At 66.3% G+C, this 20,864-nt stretch carries 23 protein-coding genes and 1 tRNA gene; 11 read left to right on the plus strand and 13 right to left on the minus strand.

Features of this window, described 5'->3' with window-relative positions; genetic code table 11:
• The 4 genes from AC1DYU_RS22665 to AC1DYU_RS22680 form a co-directional block, all read left to right on the plus strand.
• The coding region (locus AC1DYU_RS22665) for a biotin/lipoyl-containing protein (RefSeq protein WP_476793614.1) at positions 1–1,126 on the plus strand (1,126 nt) is incomplete at its 5' end.
• 137 nt (positions 1,127–1,263) lie between these two features.
• Positions 1,264–1,884, plus strand: coding sequence for a glutathione S-transferase (locus tag AC1DYU_RS22670; RefSeq protein ID WP_158483229.1), 621 nt, complete (start codon positions 1,264–1,266; stop codon positions 1,882–1,884).
• A 43-nt stretch (positions 1,885–1,927) separates the two neighbouring features.
• Positions 1,928–2,443, plus strand: a complete 516-nt coding sequence (locus AC1DYU_RS22675) for a hypothetical protein (protein WP_476793615.1) — start codon at positions 1,928–1,930, stop codon at positions 2,441–2,443.
• Between the two features lie 72 nt (positions 2,444–2,515).
• On the plus strand, positions 2,516–3,304 hold the full coding sequence (locus AC1DYU_RS22680) for a YdcF family protein (RefSeq protein WP_158483231.1): 789 nt from the start codon (positions 2,516–2,518) through the stop codon (positions 3,302–3,304).
• A 16-nt stretch (positions 3,305–3,320) separates the two neighbouring features.
• Here the strand turns inward: AC1DYU_RS22680 and AC1DYU_RS22685 are convergent, their stop codons facing one another.
• Both AC1DYU_RS22685 and AC1DYU_RS22690 read right to left on the minus strand, forming a co-directional pair.
• On the minus strand, positions 3,321–3,590 hold the full coding sequence (locus AC1DYU_RS22685; RefSeq protein ID WP_158483232.1) for a DUF3253 domain-containing protein: 270 nt from the start codon (positions 3,588–3,590) through the stop codon (positions 3,321–3,323).
• Entirely contained in the window at positions 3,590–4,306 is a 717-nt protein-coding gene (locus tag AC1DYU_RS22690; protein ID WP_476793616.1) for a DUF599 domain-containing protein, read from the minus strand. Before AC1DYU_RS22690 ends, AC1DYU_RS22685 begins: the two co-directional genes overlap by 1 nt.
• 153 nt (positions 4,307–4,459) lie before the next feature.
• Here AC1DYU_RS22690 and AC1DYU_RS22695 point away from each other — a divergent pair, with 153 nt between their 5' ends.
• Entirely contained in the window at positions 4,460–4,633 is a 174-nt protein-coding gene (locus AC1DYU_RS22695) for a hypothetical protein (RefSeq protein ID WP_476793617.1), read from the plus strand.
• A 336-nt stretch (positions 4,634–4,969) separates the two neighbouring features.
• Positions 4,970–6,766 carry an ABC transporter ATP-binding protein gene (locus tag AC1DYU_RS22700; RefSeq protein ID WP_476793618.1) on the plus strand — a complete coding sequence of 599 codons (1,797 nt, stop codon included), beginning with the start codon at positions 4,970–4,972 and terminating at the stop codon, positions 6,764–6,766.
• Positions 6,767–6,888: 122 nt separating this feature from the next.
• On the opposite strand, the gene AC1DYU_RS22705 is transcribed toward AC1DYU_RS22700, so the two are convergent.
• Genes AC1DYU_RS22705 through AC1DYU_RS22720 form a run of 4 tightly spaced genes read right to left on the minus strand, consistent with a single transcriptional unit; the run spans position 6,889 to position 10,333 of the window.
• Positions 6,889–7,404, minus strand: a complete 516-nt coding sequence (locus tag AC1DYU_RS22705; protein WP_476793619.1) for a gamma-glutamylcyclotransferase family protein — start codon at positions 7,402–7,404, stop codon at positions 6,889–6,891.
• 1 nt (position 7,405) lies between these two features.
• On the minus strand, positions 7,406–8,470 hold the full coding sequence (darG, locus tag AC1DYU_RS22710; protein ID WP_476793620.1) for a type II toxin-antitoxin system antitoxin DNA ADP-ribosyl glycohydrolase DarG: 1,065 nt from the start codon (positions 8,468–8,470) through the stop codon (positions 7,406–7,408).
• 5 nt (positions 8,471–8,475) lie between these two features.
• Positions 8,476–9,132 (minus strand): type II toxin-antitoxin system toxin DNA ADP-ribosyl transferase DarT, encoded by a 657-nt coding sequence (darT, locus tag AC1DYU_RS22715; protein WP_476793621.1) that lies wholly within the window; start codon positions 9,130–9,132, stop codon positions 8,476–8,478.
• Positions 9,133–9,160: 28 nt separating this feature from the next.
• The gene (locus AC1DYU_RS22720; protein ID WP_476793622.1) at positions 9,161–10,333 is read right to left on the minus strand and encodes an isovaleryl-CoA dehydrogenase; all 1,173 of its coding nucleotides are present in this window, start codon (positions 10,331–10,333) and stop codon (positions 9,161–9,163) included.
• Between the two features lie 358 nt (positions 10,334–10,691).
• Here AC1DYU_RS22720 and AC1DYU_RS22725 point away from each other — a divergent pair, with 358 nt between their 5' ends.
• Positions 10,692–10,958, plus strand: coding sequence for a metal-sensing transcriptional repressor (locus AC1DYU_RS22725; protein ID WP_158483236.1), 267 nt, complete (start codon positions 10,692–10,694; stop codon positions 10,956–10,958).
• A gap of 7 nt (positions 10,959–10,965) precedes the next feature.
• The gene (locus AC1DYU_RS22730; RefSeq protein WP_476793623.1) at positions 10,966–11,883 is read left to right on the plus strand and encodes a nickel/cobalt efflux transporter; all 918 of its coding nucleotides are present in this window, start codon (positions 10,966–10,968) and stop codon (positions 11,881–11,883) included.
• Positions 11,884–11,889: 6 nt separating this feature from the next.
• Here the strand turns inward: AC1DYU_RS22730 and AC1DYU_RS22735 are convergent, their stop codons facing one another.
• The 6 genes from AC1DYU_RS22735 to AC1DYU_RS22760 form a co-directional block, all read right to left on the minus strand.
• On the minus strand, positions 11,890–12,900 hold the full coding sequence (locus AC1DYU_RS22735; protein ID WP_476793624.1) for a CorA family divalent cation transporter: 1,011 nt from the start codon (positions 12,898–12,900) through the stop codon (positions 11,890–11,892).
• A gap of 101 nt (positions 12,901–13,001) precedes the next feature.
• Entirely contained in the window at positions 13,002–13,928 is a 927-nt protein-coding gene (locus AC1DYU_RS22740) for a glycoside hydrolase family 25 protein (protein WP_476793625.1), read from the minus strand.
• A gap of 172 nt (positions 13,929–14,100) precedes the next feature.
• The gene (locus AC1DYU_RS22745; protein WP_476793626.1) at positions 14,101–15,051 is read right to left on the minus strand and encodes a glycoside hydrolase family 25 protein; all 951 of its coding nucleotides are present in this window, start codon (positions 15,049–15,051) and stop codon (positions 14,101–14,103) included.
• A gap of 92 nt (positions 15,052–15,143) precedes the next feature.
• Positions 15,144–16,550 (minus strand): magnesium transporter, encoded by a 1,407-nt coding sequence (gene mgtE, locus AC1DYU_RS22750; protein WP_476793627.1) that lies wholly within the window; start codon positions 16,548–16,550, stop codon positions 15,144–15,146.
• Between the two features lie 199 nt (positions 16,551–16,749).
• Positions 16,750–16,834 (minus strand) — tRNA-Leu (locus AC1DYU_RS22755).
• Positions 16,835–16,935: 101 nt separating this feature from the next.
• Positions 16,936–17,205: a FliM/FliN family flagellar motor switch protein gene (locus AC1DYU_RS22760; protein ID WP_476793628.1), complete on the minus strand. Its 270-nt coding sequence runs from the start codon at positions 17,203–17,205 to the stop codon at positions 16,936–16,938.
• A gap of 122 nt (positions 17,206–17,327) precedes the next feature.
• On the opposite strand from AC1DYU_RS22760, the gene lipB reads away from it, so the two are divergent.
• From lipB to AC1DYU_RS22775, 3 genes are all read left to right on the plus strand, one after another.
• Positions 17,328–18,029, plus strand: a complete 702-nt coding sequence (lipB, locus tag AC1DYU_RS22765; protein WP_476793629.1) for a lipoyl(octanoyl) transferase LipB — start codon at positions 17,328–17,330, stop codon at positions 18,027–18,029.
• A gap of 87 nt (positions 18,030–18,116) precedes the next feature.
• On the plus strand, positions 18,117–18,317 hold the full coding sequence (locus AC1DYU_RS22770; protein ID WP_476793630.1) for a hypothetical protein: 201 nt from the start codon (positions 18,117–18,119) through the stop codon (positions 18,315–18,317).
• Between the two features lie 115 nt (positions 18,318–18,432).
• Positions 18,433–20,040, plus strand: a complete 1,608-nt coding sequence (locus AC1DYU_RS22775) for a carboxyl transferase domain-containing protein (protein WP_476793631.1) — start codon at positions 18,433–18,435, stop codon at positions 20,038–20,040.
• On the opposite strand, the gene AC1DYU_RS22780 is transcribed toward AC1DYU_RS22775, so the two are convergent.
• Positions 20,030–20,380: a hypothetical protein gene (locus tag AC1DYU_RS22780; protein ID WP_476793632.1), complete on the minus strand. Its 351-nt coding sequence runs from the start codon at positions 20,378–20,380 to the stop codon at positions 20,030–20,032. The two genes, AC1DYU_RS22775 and AC1DYU_RS22780, sit on opposite strands and share 11 nt — an antisense overlap.
• Positions 20,381–20,864 lie beyond the last annotated feature (484 nt).

Consider the following 20,864-nt stretch of genomic DNA (forward strand, 5'->3'; position numbering starts at 1 on the left):
CCTTCAGGTCGAGCATCCGGTCACCGAGATGATCACCGGGATCGATCTGGTCGAGCAGATGATCCGCGTTGCTTATGGCGAGAAGCTCGGGCTGACGCAGGGCGAGGTCAAGCTCAACGGCTGGGCGGTCGAATCCCGCGTCTATGCCGAGGACCCGACGCGCGGCTTCCTGCCCTCGACCGGGCGGCTCGTGACCTATCGGCCTCCGGTGGAGGGGCCGGATGGCGACGCGATGGTGCGCAACGACACCGGCGTGTTCGAGGGAGGCGAGATCTCGATCTATTACGACCCGATGATCGCCAAGCTGGTGACGCATGCGCCGACGCGGCTCGCTGCGATCGAGGCGCAAGCGAGGGCGCTGGATGCCTTTGCTATCGAGGGCATCCGCCACAACATCCCCTTCGTCTCGGCGCTGATGCATCATCCGCGCTGGATCGCCGGCAATCTCTCGACCGGCTTCATCGCCGAGGAATTCCCCGAGGGCTTTGCGCTGCCGGTGCCTGTCGGCGAAGTCGCCTTGCGGATGGCCGCGATCGCGATCGCCTGTGACCACAAACTCAACCAGCGCAAGCGTCATGTCAGCGCGCAGATGGAGGGCTGGCGCAAGGTCGCCTTCGAGCGCACGCGCATCGTGGTGCTCGGGGCTGAGCGCTTCGAAGGTGAGGTCACGGAGCAGGGCGAGACAGTGGTGATCGGCTTCGGCCCGCGCAGCCTCTCGGTCGTCAGCGACTGGCGCCCGGGCGAGCCGGTCTGGCGCGGCACGCTCGACGGCGTCGCGGTGGCGGCACAGGTGCGCTCGATCCTGAACGGCTTTTCGCTCGGCCATGCCGGGGCCTATGCCAACGCCCATGTCCATACGCTGCGCGAGGCGCAACTCGCGGCGCTGATGCCGGAGAAGGTCGCGGCCGACACCGGCAAATTCCTGCTCTGCCCGATGCCCGGCGTGGTCAAGGCGATCTCGGTCACCGTCGGCCAGGAGGTCAAGGCCGGCGAGGCCCTGTGCATGGTCGAGGCCATGAAGATGGAAAACGTGCTGTTGGCCGAGAAGGACGCCACCATCGCCAAGATCCTGGCGAAAGAGGGCGATTCGCTCGCCGTCGATGCCGTCATCATGGAATTCAAGTAAGTGCGCCGAGACAGGCTTAGGCTGTCTCGTCATGGTCGGGCTTGTCCCGACCATCCACGCCTTCTGCGGCTGAAGGCGGTGTTCAAGGCGTGGATGCTCGCCACAAGGGCGAGCATGACGGGATTGCGGAGGTTCACATGCTGACGATCTGGGGGCGGATCAGCTCCATCAATGTCCAGAAGGCCGTATGGGCGGCCGGCGAGGTCGGGCAGAGCTTCGAGCGCATCGATTGCGGCGGCGCTTTCGGCGGCCTGCGCGAGCCGGTCTTCCTCGCCAAGAATCCCAACGCCCAGATTCCGGTGCTGGAGGATGGCGATGTCTGCATCTGGGAATCCAACAGCATCGTGCGCTATCTCGCGGCGCGCTACGGCTCGGGCTGGATCTGGGAGGAGGACCCGGCGCTGCGCGCCGATGCCGACCGCTGGATGGACTGGATGCAGTCCGAGCTGCAGCCGGCGATGACGCCGGTCCTATGGGGCGTGGTCCGCAAGGTGCCCGAGTACATGGACCCGGACAGGATCGCGGCCAGCGCGGCCAAGGCCGAGAAGCTGATGGACATCCTCGACGCGCATCTGGCGACGCGCAGCTTCCTGGCTGGCGAGCGCTTCGGCATGGCCGACATCACGGTGGGCTGCGGCGCGCATCGCTGGCTCAACATGCCGGTCGAGCAGGCCGAGCGCCCGCATGTGCGGCGCTGGTATGATGCGATCTTCTCCCGCCCCGCCGCGAAGCCCGCGCTGCCCCTGCCGGTCGCCTGACATGGCCTGGGGACGCCTTGATCCGGCTGCGATCGGTGTCAGTATGGCGGCCATGCTCCTGCCCAGGCTCGCTCTCTTGCTGCTGATCTTCGGCGTCTCGCCAGTTTGGGCGCAGGGGAGCACGACGCTTGCTTCCGACCGCGCCCAACTCGCGGCCTGCCTGCGCGACAATCGCTCGGCCGCACCGTCCTGCATCGGCGCCATCGCCGTCGGCTGCATAAGTGCGGCCAGCGCCGACCGGCGTTCCGCCGAGTCCGGCTGCGCCCGGCGCGAGGAGACGGTCTGGCGCGAGCGCCTGACGCAGGCGCTGCAGGCGAGCGGCCGCACGCTCGATGCCGGGCAGCGCAGCCGCCTTGCGGCGCTGCACCTGACCTGGGAGGGCTTCATCGCGCAGAAATGCGCCTTCTATGGCTCGACCCAGCGCGAGGGCTGGCAGCTTGGTCGGCAGGCCGGCTGCGAGTTGCGCGAGGTCGCGATGCGTGCGCTCGAACTGGAACGCGCCGCGCTGCCGCAGGCGCCGGCCCGCCGCCCGCAATCGCCACCGCAGATCTTCCGCTGAGCGCAGGCATTATCAAGCTGTCAGCTTTCGCAGGGTAAGAACGGCCGGGACTATCCGCGGCCTGGAGACAGCATGTTCTTCACCCTGTCCAAGCTTGTCTGGTTCGCCTTCTCGCCGGTGAATTTCGTCATCCTCATCGTGGGGCTCAGCGCGCTGCTGTCGTTCACGCGCTTCGCGCGACTGGGGCGCTGGATCGGCGCGGCGGCTGCGCTGGGGCTCGTCCTGATGGCCTTCAGCCCGTTGCCACGCATCGTGGTGCGGCCGCTGGAGGATCGGTTTCCGCAGCAGGATGCGGCCAAGGGGCCGGTCGCCGGGATCGTCGTGCTCGGCGGGCCGATCGGGATCGCCCGCGACGACGTCGTGTTGCTCTCGGCCGGCGCGCGCATCACCAAGGCGGTTGAACTCGCCAGGCTGCATCCGCAGGCGAAAGTCGTCTTCGCCGGCGGCGCTGCCAATCTGATCTCGCCGGTGACCTATACCGAGGCCGACGGCGCGCGGCTGATGTTCACCGGGCTCGGGCTGGCGCCGGAGCGGCTCGTGCTCGAGGACAAATCGCGCAACACACTGGAGAATGCCGTCTTTGCCCGCCGGCTGGTCGATCCCAAACCCGGCGAGCGCTGGCTGCTGGTGACCTCGGCCTGGCACATGCCGCGCTCGATGGGCGTGTTTCGCAAGGCGGGCTTTGCGGTCGAGGCCTTCCCGGTCGACTATCTCTCGGAGGGCGAGCCGGCCGATTTCATCCGGCCCTATGCGCGAGCGCCGCGCGGCCTCGTCATCGCCGATGACGGCTTCAAGGAATGGGTCGGACTGCTAGCCTATTGGCTGGCGGGCTATACCGACACGCTGTTTCCGGGGCCGTAGGACGCGGGGAGGCGAGCTATTCGCCTTCCGGCAGCCGCAGCCGGTAGACCCCGCGAAAATCATCGGGATCGACGGGCCGGCCCTTTCGGGTGATGACGATGCGGCCCTCCTTCATCAGCCGGACCGCGACGCGGCGGATCGGCTGCATCAGCGGGCCCCAGCCATCGGGATGATCGCCGCCGAGCACGCGCGCCACGTCGGAGGGGCCGACCGTGCGGCCTTCGCCGCGCTCGCCGGCGAGATTCAGGATCGTGGCTTCGAATTCGGCATCGTCAGGCTTGGTCATCACTCGGGGGTTTTCTGTGTGGTGTCCGGATAGCGGAAGACGCGGGCGGCGTCGGAGGCGAATTGCCGCCGGTACATCGCGACCAGCACGGCGCCGGTGAAGAGGATGAAGGTCGTCGGCCCGAGGAACCAGCCCATATAGGCGAGCGCGAAGAAGAAGGCGCGCTGGCCGCGGTTGAAATGCCGCCCGCCTGCGATGTTCATTTCGGTCGCCTCATGGACGGCGCGTTCGGCGTCCTTGGGCTCGTGGTTCTTGGCCGGGGGCAGCGAGCCGAGCAGGATGACGCAGTAGTTGAACAGCCGGTAGCTCCAGGCGAATTTGAAGAAGGCGTAGCCGAAGATCAGCGCCAGCCCGATGACCTTGAGTTCCCAGGCGGCGCGGGTCGGCGCGGTGCCGAAGGGCAGGTCCGAGAACAGCGCCACCACGCGGTCGGTCGATTGCAGCAGGGTCAGCGTGCCGCCGATGGCGATCAGCGAGGTCGAGGCGAAGAAGGCCGTGCCATTCTGCAGGCCGTTCATGATCTGCGTATCGACGATGCGGTTGTCGCGGCTCATCGATTCGCGGATCCAGCGGGCGCGGCGCAGGTTCATCCGCATGTTCAGGCTCTTGCCGGCATGCGGCCCCATCTCGACGGCGAAATGATAGCCGATCCAGGACGCGGCGAAGAACACCATGCCGATGATGTCGAGCGTCTCGAATCCGATCATGCCGGTCATGCCAATCCCCTGGCGGCAGCTTGCGTGTTCCATCGTCGCTTGCCAAGGCGTCGCTGGATTTGAAGACGTGCTCCGCATTGACCTGCTTCGCCCGAGCCGACAAGGGTGTCCGGCATAAACCCGCCGCGTCCTGAACGGTTCGAGCCGCCGCCTTTGTCCCACATCCTGATCGTTCTGGCCGTCGTCGCCTTCCTGTTCCGCAAGCCGCTGGGGCGGATTTTTGCGCGCCAGTTCCCGAACCGGGCGAGGCGCCAGCAGGTGCTGGCAACCATCATAACCGGCTTCCTGCTGGTGATCGCGGTCAGGCTGCTGGCGCTGTTCTGGTAGGGGCGGCGAGGGTGGTGAGGTCCGAGCGGCCACGCCTTCATCTGTTGCCGCGAAGCCTCATCCCGCCCGCGATGCGCGCCAGCCGTCTTGCCAGCCCGATCATCCTGCGGCATCCTGTCTCCATCGCTCACGCACGAGACAGGGAGGGCTGAATGGAATTCATGATCATCGTCAGCTCCCCGCGAATGTCCCGCCACTAGGTCGGACTCGCCCGTGGCCCGCCAAAGGCGGCGCCTGAGCATTCTCCATCGCTTTCCTGTCCTTCGCTGAAGATCGGCGTGCGTCGCCGTCTGCAGCATGATCTGGAGTCGGCTCCCCTGCGGGCCGAAGACACACATGTCCCGACCCGATCGCACCGGGCGGCCCGAGCCGTTCCGGGCCGTTCTCGGCTTCACTTTCCGCCACTGGGCTCGCCGGCCCGGACCCGTCGGCTTCGTCGCCGGCTCGATGATGGCTGCCACCGTCGCCGACCTGTTCATGCCGGTTTATGCCGGGCGCCTCGTCGATGCGGTGGCAGGCGAGGGCGCGTCGGCGCTGGAGGCCGCGCTGTGGGCGCTCGCCGCCATGCTGGCGCTAGGCGCCTGCGGCGTGGTCTTTCGCCATCTCGGCTTCATCGGCATCACCGGCATGACGCTGCGCACCATGGGCGACACGGCGAGTGAAGCCTTCGCGCGGCTGCAGCGCTTCTCGACTGACTGGCACGCCAACAACTTTGCCGGCTCCACCGTGCGCAAGATCACGCGCGGCATGTGGGCGCTCGACCTGCTCACCGACACGATCCTGATCGCGCTGCTGCCCTCGGTCGTGGTGCTTCTCGGCTCGACCGTGCTGCTCGCCTGGCACTGGCCTGCGATGGGGCTCGTCGTCTTCGCGGGCGCGCTGCTCTATGTCGGCGTCACCGTCGCGCTGTCGCTCAACTATGTCGCGCCGGCGGCACGGCTCGCCAATAGCTGGGACACCCGCGTCGGCGGGGCGCTGGCCGATGCGATCTCGTGCAACCCGGTGGTCAAGGCCTATGGCGCCGAGTTGCGCGAGGACGCCCGCGCCGCCGGAGTGCTGGCGAAATGGTCGCTGCGGACGCGGCGGACCTGGGTGCGCGGCACGACCTCGGGCACGGCGCAGCAGCTCGTGCTGCTGGCCCTGCGCGCGGCCGTCATCGGGCTTGTGATCTGGCTTTGGGCGAACGGGCAGGCGACGCCCGGCGATGTCGCCTTCGTGCTGACGAGCTATGCGGTGGTGCATGGTTATCTGCGCGATGTCGGCCAGCATGTGCACAACCTGCAGCGCTCGGTGAACGACATGGAGGAGCTCGTCGCGATGCACGATCAGCCCTATGGCGTCGCCGACGCGAGGGGTGCGACCGCCATGGCGGTGACGGCAGGCGAGATCACCTTCGAGGACGTGACCTTCCATTATGGCGGGCATGCCGAGCCGCTCTATCGCGATTTCTCGCTGGTGATCCGTGCCGGCGAGAAGGTCGGGCTGGTCGGACGCTCGGGCTCGGGCAAGACCACCTTCGTCAAGCTGATCCAGCGGCTCTACGACGTGACCTCGGGGCGCATCGCCATCGATGGGCGCGACATCGCTGATGTCACGCAGGCGAGCTTGCGCGCCCAGATCGCGATCGTGCAGCAGGAGCCGGTGCTGTTCCACCGCTCGCTGGCGGAGAACATCGCTTATGGCCGGCCCGGCGCCTCGCTGGCGCAGATCGAGCAGGCGGCACAGCTTGCCAACGCGCATGAGTTCATCATGCGGCTGCCCAAGGGCTATGCGACGCTGGTCGGCGAGCGCGGCGTCAAGCTCTCGGGCGGCGAGCGCCAGCGCGTCGCGATCGCGCGCGCCTTCCTGGCCGATGCGCCGATCCTGATCCTGGACGAGGCGACCTCGAGCCTCGATTCGGAATCGGAGGCGCTGATCCAGGAGGCGATGGAGCGGCTGATGCTGGGCCGCACCACCATCGTGGTGGCGCACCGGCTCTCGACGGTGCGGGCGATGGACCGGATCCTGGTCTTCGACCGCGGCCGCGTCGTCGAGGAAGGGCCGCACGAGGCGCTGCTCCAGCGCGAAAACGGCGCCTATCGCGGCCTGTTCGAGAAGCAGGTCAGCGAGTTGGCGAAGGGGCTGACGGTGTAGGACCACCAGCCGAGCCCTTGCGTCATGGTCGGGCTTGTCCCGACCATCCACGTCTTCGGCCGGCGAGGGCGGTGTCCAAGACGTGGATGCTCGCCACAAGGGCGAGCATGACGGCCGGCTCCTTACTTCGGCGCGAGTGCTCTAGGTCTGACGCCCTTGACCGGGCCCGGCGGCAGATCGCTCGCAACTGGATTCAGCGACTTCGCATCCAGAACTGGCTTGCTCAGAAGCCGATTCAAGCCGGCTACATAACTCTCTGGCAGAGACCAGTGTTTGGCGCTGGCGATCACTGTTTCCATGTAGCCGGGCTTGGGCCGGCCGGGGTCACCCGAGCGGCCGATATAGACCAGCGCGCGCTTGGCGCCGCCGGGCACGATGACCGGCTGGCTGATCTTGACGTAGAGCCCGCTCGCCAGCTCCTCGAACTTGTCGAGCGTGCGGACGTCGCCCAGCGCGCAGTCCCAGAGCACGCCATGGACCTCCTCGCGCGGATCGCGGATGACCGAGGCATAGCCGTCGCGGGTCACGATGAAGCGGTGGCGCGGCAGGCGGGCGAGGCCGAGCGGCTTCGAGCGCGGGCAACGCTGCGCCATGCCGGCGGGGTCCATGTTGAGGCCGTAGGCGAAGTAGAGGGGCATCCTACTGAGGTAAGTGCTCTGAGTTTTCGGATTCCTCCAACCAGCCTTTCGCATGAAGGGTCTTGAACGCGATGCCGATCTGGCGCGGCGAGAAACACTTTTTACGATCGTTCCACGCATAGACCTTCACTACGGCATCTTCGGCGCTCGTTGCTTTCTCGTGGGTTGCAACCCAATGAACAGTTGCAAGCAGTTCGAGGCCAAACGGCGTCTCGAAGCCTTCGACCAGCTTGCCGACCCGATCGAAGCGGCCTCGCGTTTCGCAATCTTGCCTCAAAAATGCTTCGGCGTCCGTCACTGCACCAGGGACGAGTTCGAGTTGCTTCTCCGGGGCGTCGCCGCCGTCGTGGTATCCGGCCACGAGATGCCCTTCGATCTTGGTCAACACATGGCGCAGATTGTCTGCGTAAGGGCCATAGTGGTGCTTGATATAATTCAACCGAAGCGGCTCTCCAGCTTCTTGCATGAAGTACATGAGCTTCTGAACTTCAATCAATGTCACGAAAGGGTCCATCAGCCCACCGAGATAGCGGTGCATCAAAACGACCAGCGCGGCGCGTCCCGCGGTCATGTTCGGAACCTCCCGGGACCTGGTAGCAATGGGCGCACTGTTCGGCTCGAAGATGATGACGTCGAGATCGTCGATACCGCGCAGCGCTGTTTCGATGCGGGGGCGCACGTCGCTCCAGTTCAGACCTCCAAGGCCGCTGCCTAGAGGCGGAATGGCGATCGACCGGATGCTGCGATTCCGGATTTCTGCTACGAGGGCTTGTAAGCCGGAGTCGATGTCCTCCATTCGGCTCTTGCCACGCCAATGGCGCTTAGTTGGAAAGTTGATGATAAACTTCGGATTGGTCAGTGTTCGCGTCTCGAATACGAACATTTTGCCCGGCTGCACCTCTTCGCGGGCACAGGCGGCTTCGTAGGCCCTAAAATTGTCCGGGAAATCATTCTTGAACTGGAGGGCGATCCCGCGACCCATGATGCCGACGCAGTTGACCGTGTTGACGAGCGCTTCCGCATCCGCCCTCAAGATATCTCCGGTCCGGAACGTGATCATCGCCATAGCCCTCAATAATACCATTCTCTTTTTATTTCGATCATCGGCCGATGCGCCGCGCCCTGCATGCCGTTGGAGACAAGTGGCACGATGCCCTGCGCATAGACCCCTATGCGCTCGATGAGATGCCAAGGGAAAGCGCGCTCGATCAGGAATTCAGCCTGCTTGCCTTCCTTAATCGAACGCGAAACACCGTTTCCCGACCATTGGCGAGCACCGACGGCATCCCAGTTGATATCGCTCAATCTTGCGATATCTGAACTGTCTTCAAAGTAATATGCGCCTGCATTGGATAAGGTAAATGCCCAACGCTGGTTATTCTGTTGTGCCCATGCAATCGCTGCATGGAGATCGGCTTCGAGATGAACAATGGGCTCTTGCCCGCCCTTATAACTAAGCTCTTCGTTCCTTCGATAAATCAGATAGAGCATAATCGATCGCGTACAGAAATAGAATGGAGTGCAGTGACCCACGCGCAGGTCGGGATAGCAACTCAAACTGAGCTCGTTCAGGCGACGGGTTTTGATATTGCTCATGCCGATCGTAGTGCCGACACCCTGTCTCTGAAACATTGCCGCATCTGACCACAGAAAGCCGTCCGCAATGATCGAAGCCAGCCGATCGACGTGGACGATATGGTAGATTTTGGGCCGGGCGGGAACTGGCATGATTCACGCTACCGCGATTCGGCTCGTCCTACTTCGTCTTCGCGAACAATTCCCGCCCGATCAGCATCCGCCTGATCTCGCTCGTGCCCGCGCCGATCTCGTAGAGCTTGGCGTCGCGGAGCAGGCGTCCCGTCGGGTAGTCGTTGATGTAGCCGTTGCCGCCCAGAAGCTGGATCGCGTCGAGCGCGATCTGGGTCGCCTTCTCGGCCGAGATCAGGATCGCGCCAGCGGCGTCCTCGCGGGTGGTCTCGCCGCGGTCGCAGGCTTTTGCGACCGCGTACACATAGGCCTTGCAGGCGTTCATCATCACATACATGTCGGCGAGCTTGCCCTGGACGAGCTGGAACTCGCCGATCGCCTGGCCGAACTGCTTGCGCTCGTGGACATAGGGCATGACGACGTCGAGCGCCGCCTGCATGATGCCGAGCGGGCCTGCCGAGAGCACGACGCGCTCGTAGTCGAGGCCCGACATCAGCACGTTGACGCCGCGCCCGACCGTGCCCAGCACGTTCTCCTCGGGGACCTCGCAGTCTTGGAAGACGAGCTCGCAGGTGTCCGAGCCGCGCATGCCGAGCTTGTCGAGCTTCTGGTGGGTCGAGAAGCCCTTCATGCCCTTCTCGATCAGGAAGGCGGTGATGCCCTTGGAGCCGGCCTCGGGATCGGTCTTGGCATAGACCACCAGCGTCTCGGCGATGGGGCCGTTGGTGATCCACATCTTGTTGCCGGTCAGGACATAGCGGTCGCCGGTCTTCACCGCCTTCGTCTTCATCGAGACGACGTCCGAGCCCGCTCCCGGCTCCGACATGGCGAGCGCCCCGACATGCTCGCCCGAGATCAGCTTGGGCAGGTATTTCGCCTTCTGGGCCGCATTGCCGTTGCGGGCGATCTGGTTGATGCAGAGGTTGGAATGGGCGCCATAGGAGAGGCCGACCGAGGCCGAGGCGCGGCTGATCTCCTCGATCGCCACGACATGTTCGAGATAGCCCAGCCCCGCGCCGCCATCCTCCTCCTTGACCGTGATCCCGTGCAGGCCAAGCGCGCCCATTTGCGGCCAGAGATCGCGCGGGAACTGGTTCGTCGCGTCGATCTCCTGGGCGCGCGGCGCGATCTTCTCCTGCGCGAAGGCATGGACGGTGTCGCGGATCGCATCGGCGGTCTCGCCGAGGTCGAAATTGAAGGGGCGGGGCGCGTTGGCGAGCATGGTGTCCTCCCGGCGAGCGGCGCGGCATGGCGCGCGGCGTTTCCCGCCTTATAGCGCGGATGGCGACCAAGTCAGCGCGCGTGAGCGCGAACAGGGTTTGGGTATCGACGCCGTGCCGCGCATCTCCTCCGTCATGGTCGTGCTTGTTGATTGTTCTTCAGAGATAGCCGGCCACCCATGTCTTCCTTTGGCGAGTGCGGTGGACAAGGCGTGGATGCTCGCCACAAGGGCGAGCATGACGGTCCTGGCCATGCTCCGTCGAGCCAGAGCCATCGTGCCTTGAGGTGCTCGGGACAAGCTCAAGCACGACGAACAACGACCACTTGCCTATCCTATCCAGGAGGATAGGATAGAGGCCATGAGCCACGAGATGAATCCCGACATCACCAACCGTCTGCGCCGGGCGCAGGGGCATCTCGGCACCGTCATCGCGATGGTCGAAACCGGGCGGGACGTGCCCGATGTCGTGCAGCAGCTCCAGGCGGTCGAGAAGGCGCTGGAGAAGGTCAAGGAGCTGCTGATCTTCGACCATATCGAGCATCATTTGTTCGACCATGGGCAGGCGTCGACACCCGAGATGCGCCGCACCATCGACGGGCTCAAGGCCCTGACCAAATATCTGTGAGGCGCCGATGCCGTCTTTCGCCGAACTGATCCAGCAGGGGGCAGGGCAGGCCTGGCTGTTCGTTCCCAGCGCGATCCTGCTCGGGGCGCTGCACGGGCTGGAGCCCGGCCACTCGAAGACGATGATGGCAGCCTTCATCATTGCGATCCGGGGGACGGTGACGCAGGCCGTGCTGCTGGGGCTGGCGGCGACGGCGTCGCATACGCTCGTCGTGTGGGCGATCGCGTTGGGAGGCCTCTATCTCTGGCGCGATGTCGCTTCAGAGACGTTCGAGCCCTATTTCCAGCTCGCCTCGGCGGCCGCGATTATCGCGCTGGCGCTGTGGATGCTGTGGCGCACCTGGCGCGACCAGCATCCGGTGACGCAGGCGCGGCATCACTCCCATGATCACGGCCACCACCATGATCATCATCATGATCATGGTCATGCTCATGACCACGGGCGCGGCGCCCATGATCATCACCATCATCATGATGGGCCTCGCGATGCGATCCCGTTCGGCTCGGCGGGAGCGACCATCCTGGCCGAAGCCGACGGCCATCAGGATGCGCATGAGCGGGCGCATGCGGAGGATATCCGCCGCCGCTTCACGGGCCGGGAGGCGACCACCTGGCAGATCGTGCTGTTCGGCCTGACCGGGGGGCTCATTCCCTGCCCGGCGGCGATCACGGTGCTGCTGCTCTGCCTGCAGCTGAAGGAATTGACGCTGGGCTTCGCGCTGGTGCTGTGTTTCTCGATCGGCTTGGCGATCACGCTGGTCGCCGTCGGCGCTGCGGCCGCGCTCAGCGTCCGGCATGCGACGCGACGCTGGTCATGGTTCGGGGAATTCGCTCGGAGGGCGCCCTATCTATCCGGCGGGCTTATCATCCTCGTAGGGCTTTATGTCGGCTATCACGGCTGGGTAGGACTGTTGGCGGGCCGATAGCCGCGTTCAACCGCCGATGATGCCCCTGCGCCGCAGCAGGATCAGCGTCAGCAGCGCGGCGCCGATGCAGGTAAGTGTGACGAAGAACGCGCCGAGATCGTGCTCCATCCAGGGCAGGCCCTTCACATTGATCCCGAACAGGCCGGTGATGAAGGTCGCTGGCATGAACAGAGCCGTCAGGATCGAGAGCACATAGAGCTGCCTGTTGGTCTGGCTTGCGGTGCGCGCCGTCGTCTCGTCCTGCAGCAGCCTCGCCCGATCCTGCACCGACTGGACGTCGTGATGCAGTCCGTCGATGCGTTGGAGCAGGCGCGCGGCGGCCGCCTTGACCTCCTCGGGCGCTCTGCGGCCGGAATTCGTCTCGGCGAAGCGGCGGAACAGCAGATGCAGCCCGCCGATCTGGCGGTGCAGCCGCACCGCCATGCGCCGCACGGCGCCGACGCGCGCCGGCGCGTCGTCGAACCGGTCGGCCAGCACATGATCCTCGACGCTGTCGGTCTCATCCATCAGCCGCACGACCGCGCGGGTGACGTCGTCGATGATGTATTCGATGATCTGCTCGAACAGTGCGACCGGCCCTTCGACGACTTCGCCGCGGTTGAGCGCATCGGCGGCGAGCCGGATCGACTGCAGGGCATCGCGCCGGCCGGTCACCAGCAGCCGCTCGCCGACGATCCAGTACAACGCGCCGACCAGATCGGAATCGGAGGCGATGTCGCGGACGAGGTCGTGGGCAATGCCCCAGGCGAGTTCGGCGGAATGGTCCAGCCGCTGATGGCTTTCCGGCGAGACGAACATCTCCTCGGCGGCTGCCGGCAGCCAGGGCTGCTCGGTGACCCAGGCCTTGGCGCGGCTGTGGACAAGGTCGAGATGGATCCAGACGAAGCCCTCGGACGGGTCGACGCCGGGAAGGGTTTCGCGCCCGATCAGCGTCGGCACGCCACCGGCATCGAAGCGATAGGCCCAGATGATGCCCATGCGGGACTGCGCGTCGGCAATGGCGATCGGGGAGGGCATCGTGATGTGATCGGCGAACTCGCTGGCAAGAGCGCGAGCCCTGCGCCTGCGCCATGACAGTTCGATGACGTCGACGGTTCGTTGACGTCAATCCGCCGGCGTCAGTCGTTGTGGGCGGTGCGCTGCGGTATCTTCGCGGGCGGGGCGATGCGCAGCGCCGTGCCGCCGGCCGCCTTGGGCGCACGCGAGCCCGCCGAGGTTGCCGGCGCCCGGTCGCTGGCGACCTTTGGCTCGCCGCCGCGCCATTTGCGGGCGCCGATGTCGAAGCGGCCCTGGCGCCAGGCGGCGAATTCATGCTCGCTGCCGAAGAAGGCGTTGCGGTCGACGTCGCCGGTGATCCCGGGCACGCGGCCTGTCGTGGTGAACTGCCAGAACTCCCATTTCTCGCGGTTGTAGCGATGCCTCAGCGGGGCCGCGGTCGAGCGCAGCCAGTAAGGGTAATCGTTGAGCTCGCCTTCGAGGATATCCTCGTGGAAGTTGATGTCGGTGTAGATGATCGGCTTTTTGCCGGTGTGCTCCTGCAGGGCTGCGAGCATGATGCGCATCTTCTCCAGCGCATCCTCGCGCGAGACCTTGCGGTCGCATTGCGAGCCGTTCTGCCACTCGACATCGAGCACCGGCGGCAAAGCGTCGGGATCGCGCGGAATGTGACGCTTCATCCAGCGGACCTGGTCCTTCGCCGGGCGGCACCACCAGACGAAGTGATAGGCGCCGCGTGCGACGCCGGCCTTCTTCGCCTCGGCCCAGTTGCGCCTGAAGCTCGGATCGAGATGGTCGCCGCCTTCCGTCGCCTTGATGAAGGCGAAGCGCGTGCCGGCATCCTTGACCTTGGTCCAGTCGATCTCGCCCTGCCAGCGCGAGACGTCGATGCCCTGGATCGCCTGGCGGCGCGCATCCCGGACGCCGTGATGCGGCGCGGAATCGCTCTTCTTCGGATAAAGCGCGGCTGCGGGCGTCGACAGCAAGGTCAGCAGGCTGCCGATGGCGATGGCGGCGCGTGTCGTCCGCTCCAGTATCCTCGATCGCACCGGCAACTCCTTATCCCGCGTCGTCCTTCGAAATGCGGATGCGACAGTTAAGAGCCGGTTAGATTTGAAGCGAATGCGGCGGGCTTGTTTCAGCTTTGGTTAACCGGGGAGGCCTTGGCCAATCGAGAAGGCCTTGGCCAACCAGGGAGCCTGCCGCCGCGCCGGCCCGACGTCAGTCGGCCTGAGCGGTCTCGTCGTCGGGTGGCTGGAACGAGGAGGCGACGGGCGCGACGCTGCCGGGAATCCGCGCGATGGCGGGCGAAGGCGTCGGCGCTGCCGGGCGCTCGGGGCCGGGGCTCGGCTGCGGCGGCACGGGCCTGGGCTTGTCCCAGCGGCGCGTGCCGATGTCGAACTCGCCCTGGCGCCAGCCATCGAACTGGCCCTCATTGCCGAAGAAGGCGTTGCGGTCGACGTCGCCCTTGATGCCGGGCACGCGGCCGGTGGTGGTGAACTGCCAGAAGGCCCAGGGGCGCTCGGTGTAGCGGGCCTCGGGCAGGGCCGCGGTCGAGCGGATCCAGTAGGGGTAGTTGTTGAATTGCCCCTCCAGCACGTCCTTGTGGAAGGTGATGTCGGTGTAGATGATCGGCTTCTTGCCGGTGAGCTGCTCGAGCTCGGTCAGCATGAGCTGGATCTTCTCCAGCGCGAGCGAGCGGTCGATCTTCTGCGGACAGGTCTTCGAATGGCCGTTCCATTCGACGTCGAGCACCGGCGGCAGCGCGTCGGGATCGTTGGGAATCTGCTGCTTGAACCAGATCGCCTGCTCATGGGCCGGGCGGCACCAGAAAACGAAGTGATAGGCGCCACGCGGAATGCCGGCGCGCCGCGCGCCCTCCCAGTTGCGCTGGAAAGCCGGATCGACATGGTCGCCGCCCTCGGTCGCCTTCATGTAGACGAAGCGGGTGCCGGCGCCCTTGACCGCGGTCCAGTCGATCTCGCCCTGCCAGCGCGAGATGTCGATGCCGTGGATCGGGTAGCTGTGTGCCTGCGCCACGCCGGGATGGGGGCGCGCATCGCCCTTGGCCGGGTAGTTCCCCTCCAGCGCCACGCAGCCGCCAAGGACCGCGAGAGCGGCGGCGGCGAGGAGGGTTGCGGGCTGGAAGATTTTCATGCGGCGGGACGTCATGTCGCGCAAGATCGTGGAGAAAACTTGACGGCGGGTTTACGTTACTGAAATCGGACCATCTGGGAACGGTGCTGCGTCAGCATGCCTCGCTCCTAGCTATGTGCGAGCCAGATCGCGGCGACGCCGAGGAACGAGAAGAAGCCCACCACATCCGTCACCGTGGTGACGAAGGTGCCCGAGGCGATCGCCGGGTCGATGTCGTAGCGGTCGAGCAAGACGGGGATGACGACGCCGGCGATCGCGGCAGCCAGAAGGTTGACGACCATGGCGATGGCGATGACGCCGCCAAGGCCGTGGCTGCCGAACCACAAGGCCGCCACGACGCCGGTGATCAGCGCGAAGCCGACGCCGTTGATCAGCCCGACGATCATCTCGCGGGTGAAGAACCGGCGCAGGTTCCAGGCGCCGAGCTCCTGCGTCGCGAGCGCCCGCACCGCGACCGTCATCGTCTGCGTCGCGGCGTTGCCGCCCTGGCTCGCCACCACCGGCGCTAGGATCGCGAGAGCCACGACCTGCGAAAGCTGCGCCTCGAACAGGCTCATCACCGCCGCGGCGAGGAAGGAGGTCACCAGGTTGATGAACAGCCAGCTGAAGCGGCTGCGGGCGATCATCGGCACCGGGTCGGAGAGTTCCTCGTCGGCGTGGACGCCACCGAGCTGCTTGACGTCGTCATCGGCGGCGTCCTCGATCACGTCGACGATGTCGTCGATGGTGAGCACGCCGACCAGCCGCCCGGCATCGTCGATCACCGGCGAGGCGATCAGGTTGTAGCGCTGGAACATGCGCGCCACGTCCTCGATGTCGTCGGTCGCCTTCACCGCGCGGCTGTCCTCGTCGACCAGGGTCGAGATCGCGACCGGCCGCCGGGTCCGCAGCAGCCGGTCGAGCGGCACCGAACCCACGAAATGATGGGCCGGGTCGGCGACCAGGATCTCGAAGAAGCGCTCGGGCAGATTGTCGGTCTGGCGCAGGTGGTCGATGGTCTGGCCGACGGTCCAGAAGGCCGGTACGGCGAGGATTTCGCTCTGCATGCGCCGGCCGGCGCTATCCTCGGGATAGTCGAGGCCCTGCTGCAGGACGATGCGCTCGGCGGGGGTCAGCCGGTCGAGCACCTCCTTCTTGTCGGCGTCGTCGAGGTCCTCGAGGATGTAGACGGCATCGTCCGTGTCGAGGTCGCGCACGCCCTCCGCCACGGTCTGTGGCGAGAGCTCTTCGAGGATCTCCTCGCGGATCGAATCGTCGACCTCGGTCAGCGCGGTGAAGTCGAAGTCGCTGCCGAGCAGCGAGATCAGCCGCGGCCGCTCGTCAGGGTCGAGCGCCTCGAGCAGCGCGCCGAGATCGGCCTCGTGCATGTCGGCGACGACGGCGCGCAGCGTCGTCAGGTCCGACAGCAGCAGCGCCTGCGAGACCTGTTCGACCAGACCGGCATCGATCGCCCCGTCCTCGTCGCGGATCGGGCGGTCGAGCGTGTCGCCGGGAGCCTTGTGCGTGTCCGTCATCGGCCCGCTCCGCGATTCGAGATGTGGATTCGGCTGGGTGCCAGCCGCCCTTGTGTCAGCGGCCTTGCCCTGTTGCAATGCAGCAGGGCGGTTTGACGGCGAGAACCGCGCAGGCGGGTTCCGAAACGCGAATTGCGACGTTGAAACGCGAACGGCGACCCCTGCGGATCGCCGTTCGCCGGGCCGGAGGCCCTCAATCTGGTGCGGTCAAGAGGACTCGAACCTCCACGGGTTTCCCCGCTACCACCTCAAGGTAGTGCGTCTACCAGTTCCGCCATGACCGCAGCGGCTCCGGCCATTCCGCGCTGACGCGGTGAACTCCGGAGCGGCGCGGGTCTAGCAAATCGAATCCGTCGCCACAAGGGCGTTGCGAAGGAAAACGTGCTCAGGCTGCGGCCGCGACGCTTTGGAGGGTGTAGACCGTCGGCCGTTTCAGCATCTGCGTGATCTCGACGGAGATGCGCGAGCCGCTGACGACGACGATTCCCTTGGCGAAGGGGTGGTTGTTGGCAAGAATCTGGACCTCGTCGGTCTCGCTGGCATTGAGCTCGATGATCGCGCCACGGCCCATACGCAGCAGCTTGTAGATCGGCATCCGGGTGGAGCCCAGCACGACGGTGAGTTCGACAGGTACGAGATCGAGATCGGCCTTCAAGTCCTGCCTCCGAAACACTACTTCAGAATTCCACCAACGAAACTTGCCTGCTGCTCTTTCAGGGAGCATGAGGCTGGCCGCCGCTTCGATCCCGAGGTTGGGCCAAACAGGGTTAATGCGCAGTGAAGACGCGCGAGGCGCTTGCCGAATTGTTCCTCCCCGAGCCGGGCTCGGCACCGGTCGAATGGGTCGTGGCCGACGGGCTCGTCGGCTATGACGATGCCGTCGCCGAGATGGAGATGCGCGCCGGGCTGATCGCCGACGGGCTCGCCCGCGAGCGGGTCTGGCTGGTCGAGCACCCGCCGCTCTATACCGCCGGCACCTCGGCCAGGGACGAGGATCTGATCGCGCCGGAGCGCTTCCCGGTGCATCGCAGCGGCCGGGGCGGGCAGTTCACCTATCACGGGCCGGGCCAGCGCGTGGCCTATGTCATGCTCGACCTGAAGCGGCGCGAGCCCGATCTCCGGCGCTTCGTCGCGGCGCTCGAATCCTGGCTGATCGCGACGCTCGACGGCTTCAACATCCGCGGCGAGCGGCGCGAGGACCGCGTCGGCGTCTGGGTTCGACGGCCTGAGAAGGCGGCAGGGTCCGAGGACAAGATCGCCGCGATCGGCATTCGCGTGCGGCGCTGGGTCTCGTTCCACGGCATCTCGCTGAATGTCGAGCCGGAGCTGTCGCATTTCGACGGCATCGTGCCCTGCGGCGTCAGCGACCACGGAGTCACCTCGCTGGTCGATCTCGGCCTGCCGCTGACGATGGCGGACGTCGACGCGGAGCTACGCGTCCAGTTCGAGCGCATCTTCGGCGCGACGGTCGTTCCCTGAAAGCCGCGCGGCACATCCGGTTTACCTTGCGTTGACCAAGCCGGCCCATCCTCCCGTCACGGACAGACGGAGAGGGACGGGACGACCATGACCAAATTCATCTGCGCGGCCGCCATCGCGGCATGCCTTGCGGCCTGCACCAACACCGACCAGCGCATCGCTGGCGCGGCGGCAGGGGCGGGGGCCGGCGCCATCGTGCTCGGGCCGATCGGGGCGGTGGCCGGCGGCGCGATCGGGGCGGTGGCGGGGCCGAGCGTGACCGGCTCGATCAACAAGGCCAGAGAATAACGCGCCGGGACGGCATGGGGGATTTCCGCTTCCGCCTCTGAGCATCCGCGCCGGTTGGCGTTTGCCGCTGGCCGCGCCATAACCCGGTGGAGAACACCGCCTGGGAGCGCGCACTGTGCCGGTCATCGAGAGCAAGGTCGATCTGAACTCGGCCGAGACGCGCGCCAATGCGCAAGCTTGGGCAGGCCTGCGCTCCGAGCTTCAGGAGCGCCGCACCTCGGCTGCGCTCGGCGGCAATGCCAAATCGCGCGAGCGCCACACCGCACGCGGCAAGCTGCTTCCCAGAGAACGCGTGCTGCGCCTGCTCGATCCCGGCTCGGCCTTCCTTGAGATCGGCTCGCTTGCCGCCTTCGGCATGTATGAGGGCGACGTGCATGGCGCCGGCATGATCGCCGGCATCGGCCGCGTCGCCGGCCGCGAATGCATGGTCGTCTGCAACGACGCCACCATCAAGGGCGGCACCTATTACCCGATGACGGTGAAGAAGCATCTCCGCGCGCAGGAGATCGCGGCCGAGAACCGTTTGCCCTGCATCTATCTGGTCGATTCCGGCGGCGCCAACCTGCCGCACCAGACCGAGGTCTTTCCCGATCGCGAGCATTTCGGCCGGATCTTCTACAACCAGGCCAATCTTTCGGCGCAGGGGATTCCACAGGTTGCCGTGGTGATGGGCTCCTGCACCGCCGGCGGCGCCTATGTCCCGGCGATGTCGGACGAGACCATCATCGTCCGCAAGCAGGGCACGATCTTCCTCGGCGGCCCGCCCCTGGTGAAGGCTGCGACCGGCGAGGTCGTCTCGGCCGAGGATCTCGGCGGCGCCGATGTCCATGCCAGGCTCTCGGGCGTCGCCGATCACTATGCCGGCGACGACACCCATGCGCTGGCGATCGCGCGCCGCATCGCCGGCAACCTCAACAGCGTCAAGCGGCCCGATATCGACATCGCCGAGTCGGTCGAGCCGTTGTATCCGGTCGAGGAGCTCGAGGCGGTCGTGCCGACCGATCTCAAGAAGCAGTACGACATCCGCGAGGTCATCGCCCGGCTCGTCGACGGCTCCGAGTTCGACGAGTTCAAGAAGCTCTACGGCACGACGCTGATCACCGGCTTTGCCCGCATCCACGGCATTCCGGTCGGCATCATCGCCAATAACGGCATCCTGTTCTCCGAAAGCGCGCTGAAGGGTGCGCATTTCATCGAACTGTGCTGCCAGCGCCGGATTCCGCTGCTGTTCCTGCAGAACATCACCGGCTTCATGGTCGGGCGCGACTTCGAGACGCGCGGCATCGCCAAGGACGGGGCGAAGCTCGTCACCGCCGTCGCCTCGGCCCGCGTGCCCAAGATCACCGTGCTGGTCGGCGGCTCGTTCGGCGCGGGCAATTACGGCATGTGCGGCCGGGCCTATTCGCCGCGCTTCCTGTTCACCTGGCCGAATTCGCGCATCTCGGTGATGGGCGGCGAGCAGGCGGCGAGCGTGCTCGCCACTGTGCGCCGTGACAATATCGAGGCCGAGGGCAAGGACTGGTCGGCGCAGGCCGAGGAGGCCTTCAAGGCGCCGATCCGCGAGAGCTACGAGGCGGAAGGCTCGCCCTATTACGCCACCGCCCGGCTCTGGGACGACGGCATCATCCTGCCCTCCGAAACCCGCCGCGTGCTGGCGCTGGCCTTCTCCGCCTGCCTCAACGCGCCCGTGCCGGAGACGAAGTTCGGCGTGTTCAGGATGTGAGGCCGGCGCCGATCTCGCGCAGGGCGCGCTCCTGCGCGACAATCGCATCGCGCGCCTGGGCGAAGGCTTGCTGCCGCGGAACGCCCCGGCCCATCAGGGCGAAGGCCGCGCCGTAGAAGGCGCGGTCCTCATCGGTCATCAGGGCACTGACGGCTGTTCGGTAGCAGCGCGCGTCGTCGCGGCTGCAGGCCCGCCTGCGCCTGCAGCCGGCGGCCGGACAGTACGCCCAGAGGCCGGCCCGGTCGCCCATCCCGCGTAGGACGCGCTCGTGATGGGCCCGGTGAATCGCGTTCTCGGCGGCGCGCTGCGCGGCTGCGCCGGATCGGCTGTCGTCAGGCATCGCTCGTCTCCTCGCCGGGAACAGGCATGGCCGGGATCAGGCATGGCAAGACCCGCCCGCGCTCAGGGGCGCGGACGTTTCAGATCGGGGGCTGGCGGAGCGCCGCGAGGCGCGAGAGAGATCCGCATCCATTGAGCCAGGATGCGGCGCGGCGGGGTTGAGCCACCCGTCGCACGCCCCGTGGCGCTCCGCCTTCGACGATTTTGGGCTCCGGGCCGCGCTTATAGGGAGAGGCTTGGCCTGCCGTGCCGTCCTGCAGCCTCAACGCCCCATTGGGTGCGCCACACCGCGGTGTCGGACCTGACCGCTTCCGCCGTCCCGTCCAGCGAGCTCCTCGCACAGGGACCGTAGTGTCCCCAGGGCGGTGCCCCGAAGCCTCCCGGGAGTGGATCGTAACTCCACCCGCAGGCGCCGACCCTCACCCAACCTCCAGCATACCTCCGGACGGCCGCCCCGTTTGGGTGATGGGCGAGGGGATTATGGG

The sequence above is a fragment of the Allobosea sp. P2_B12 genome (assembly GCF_056404835.1).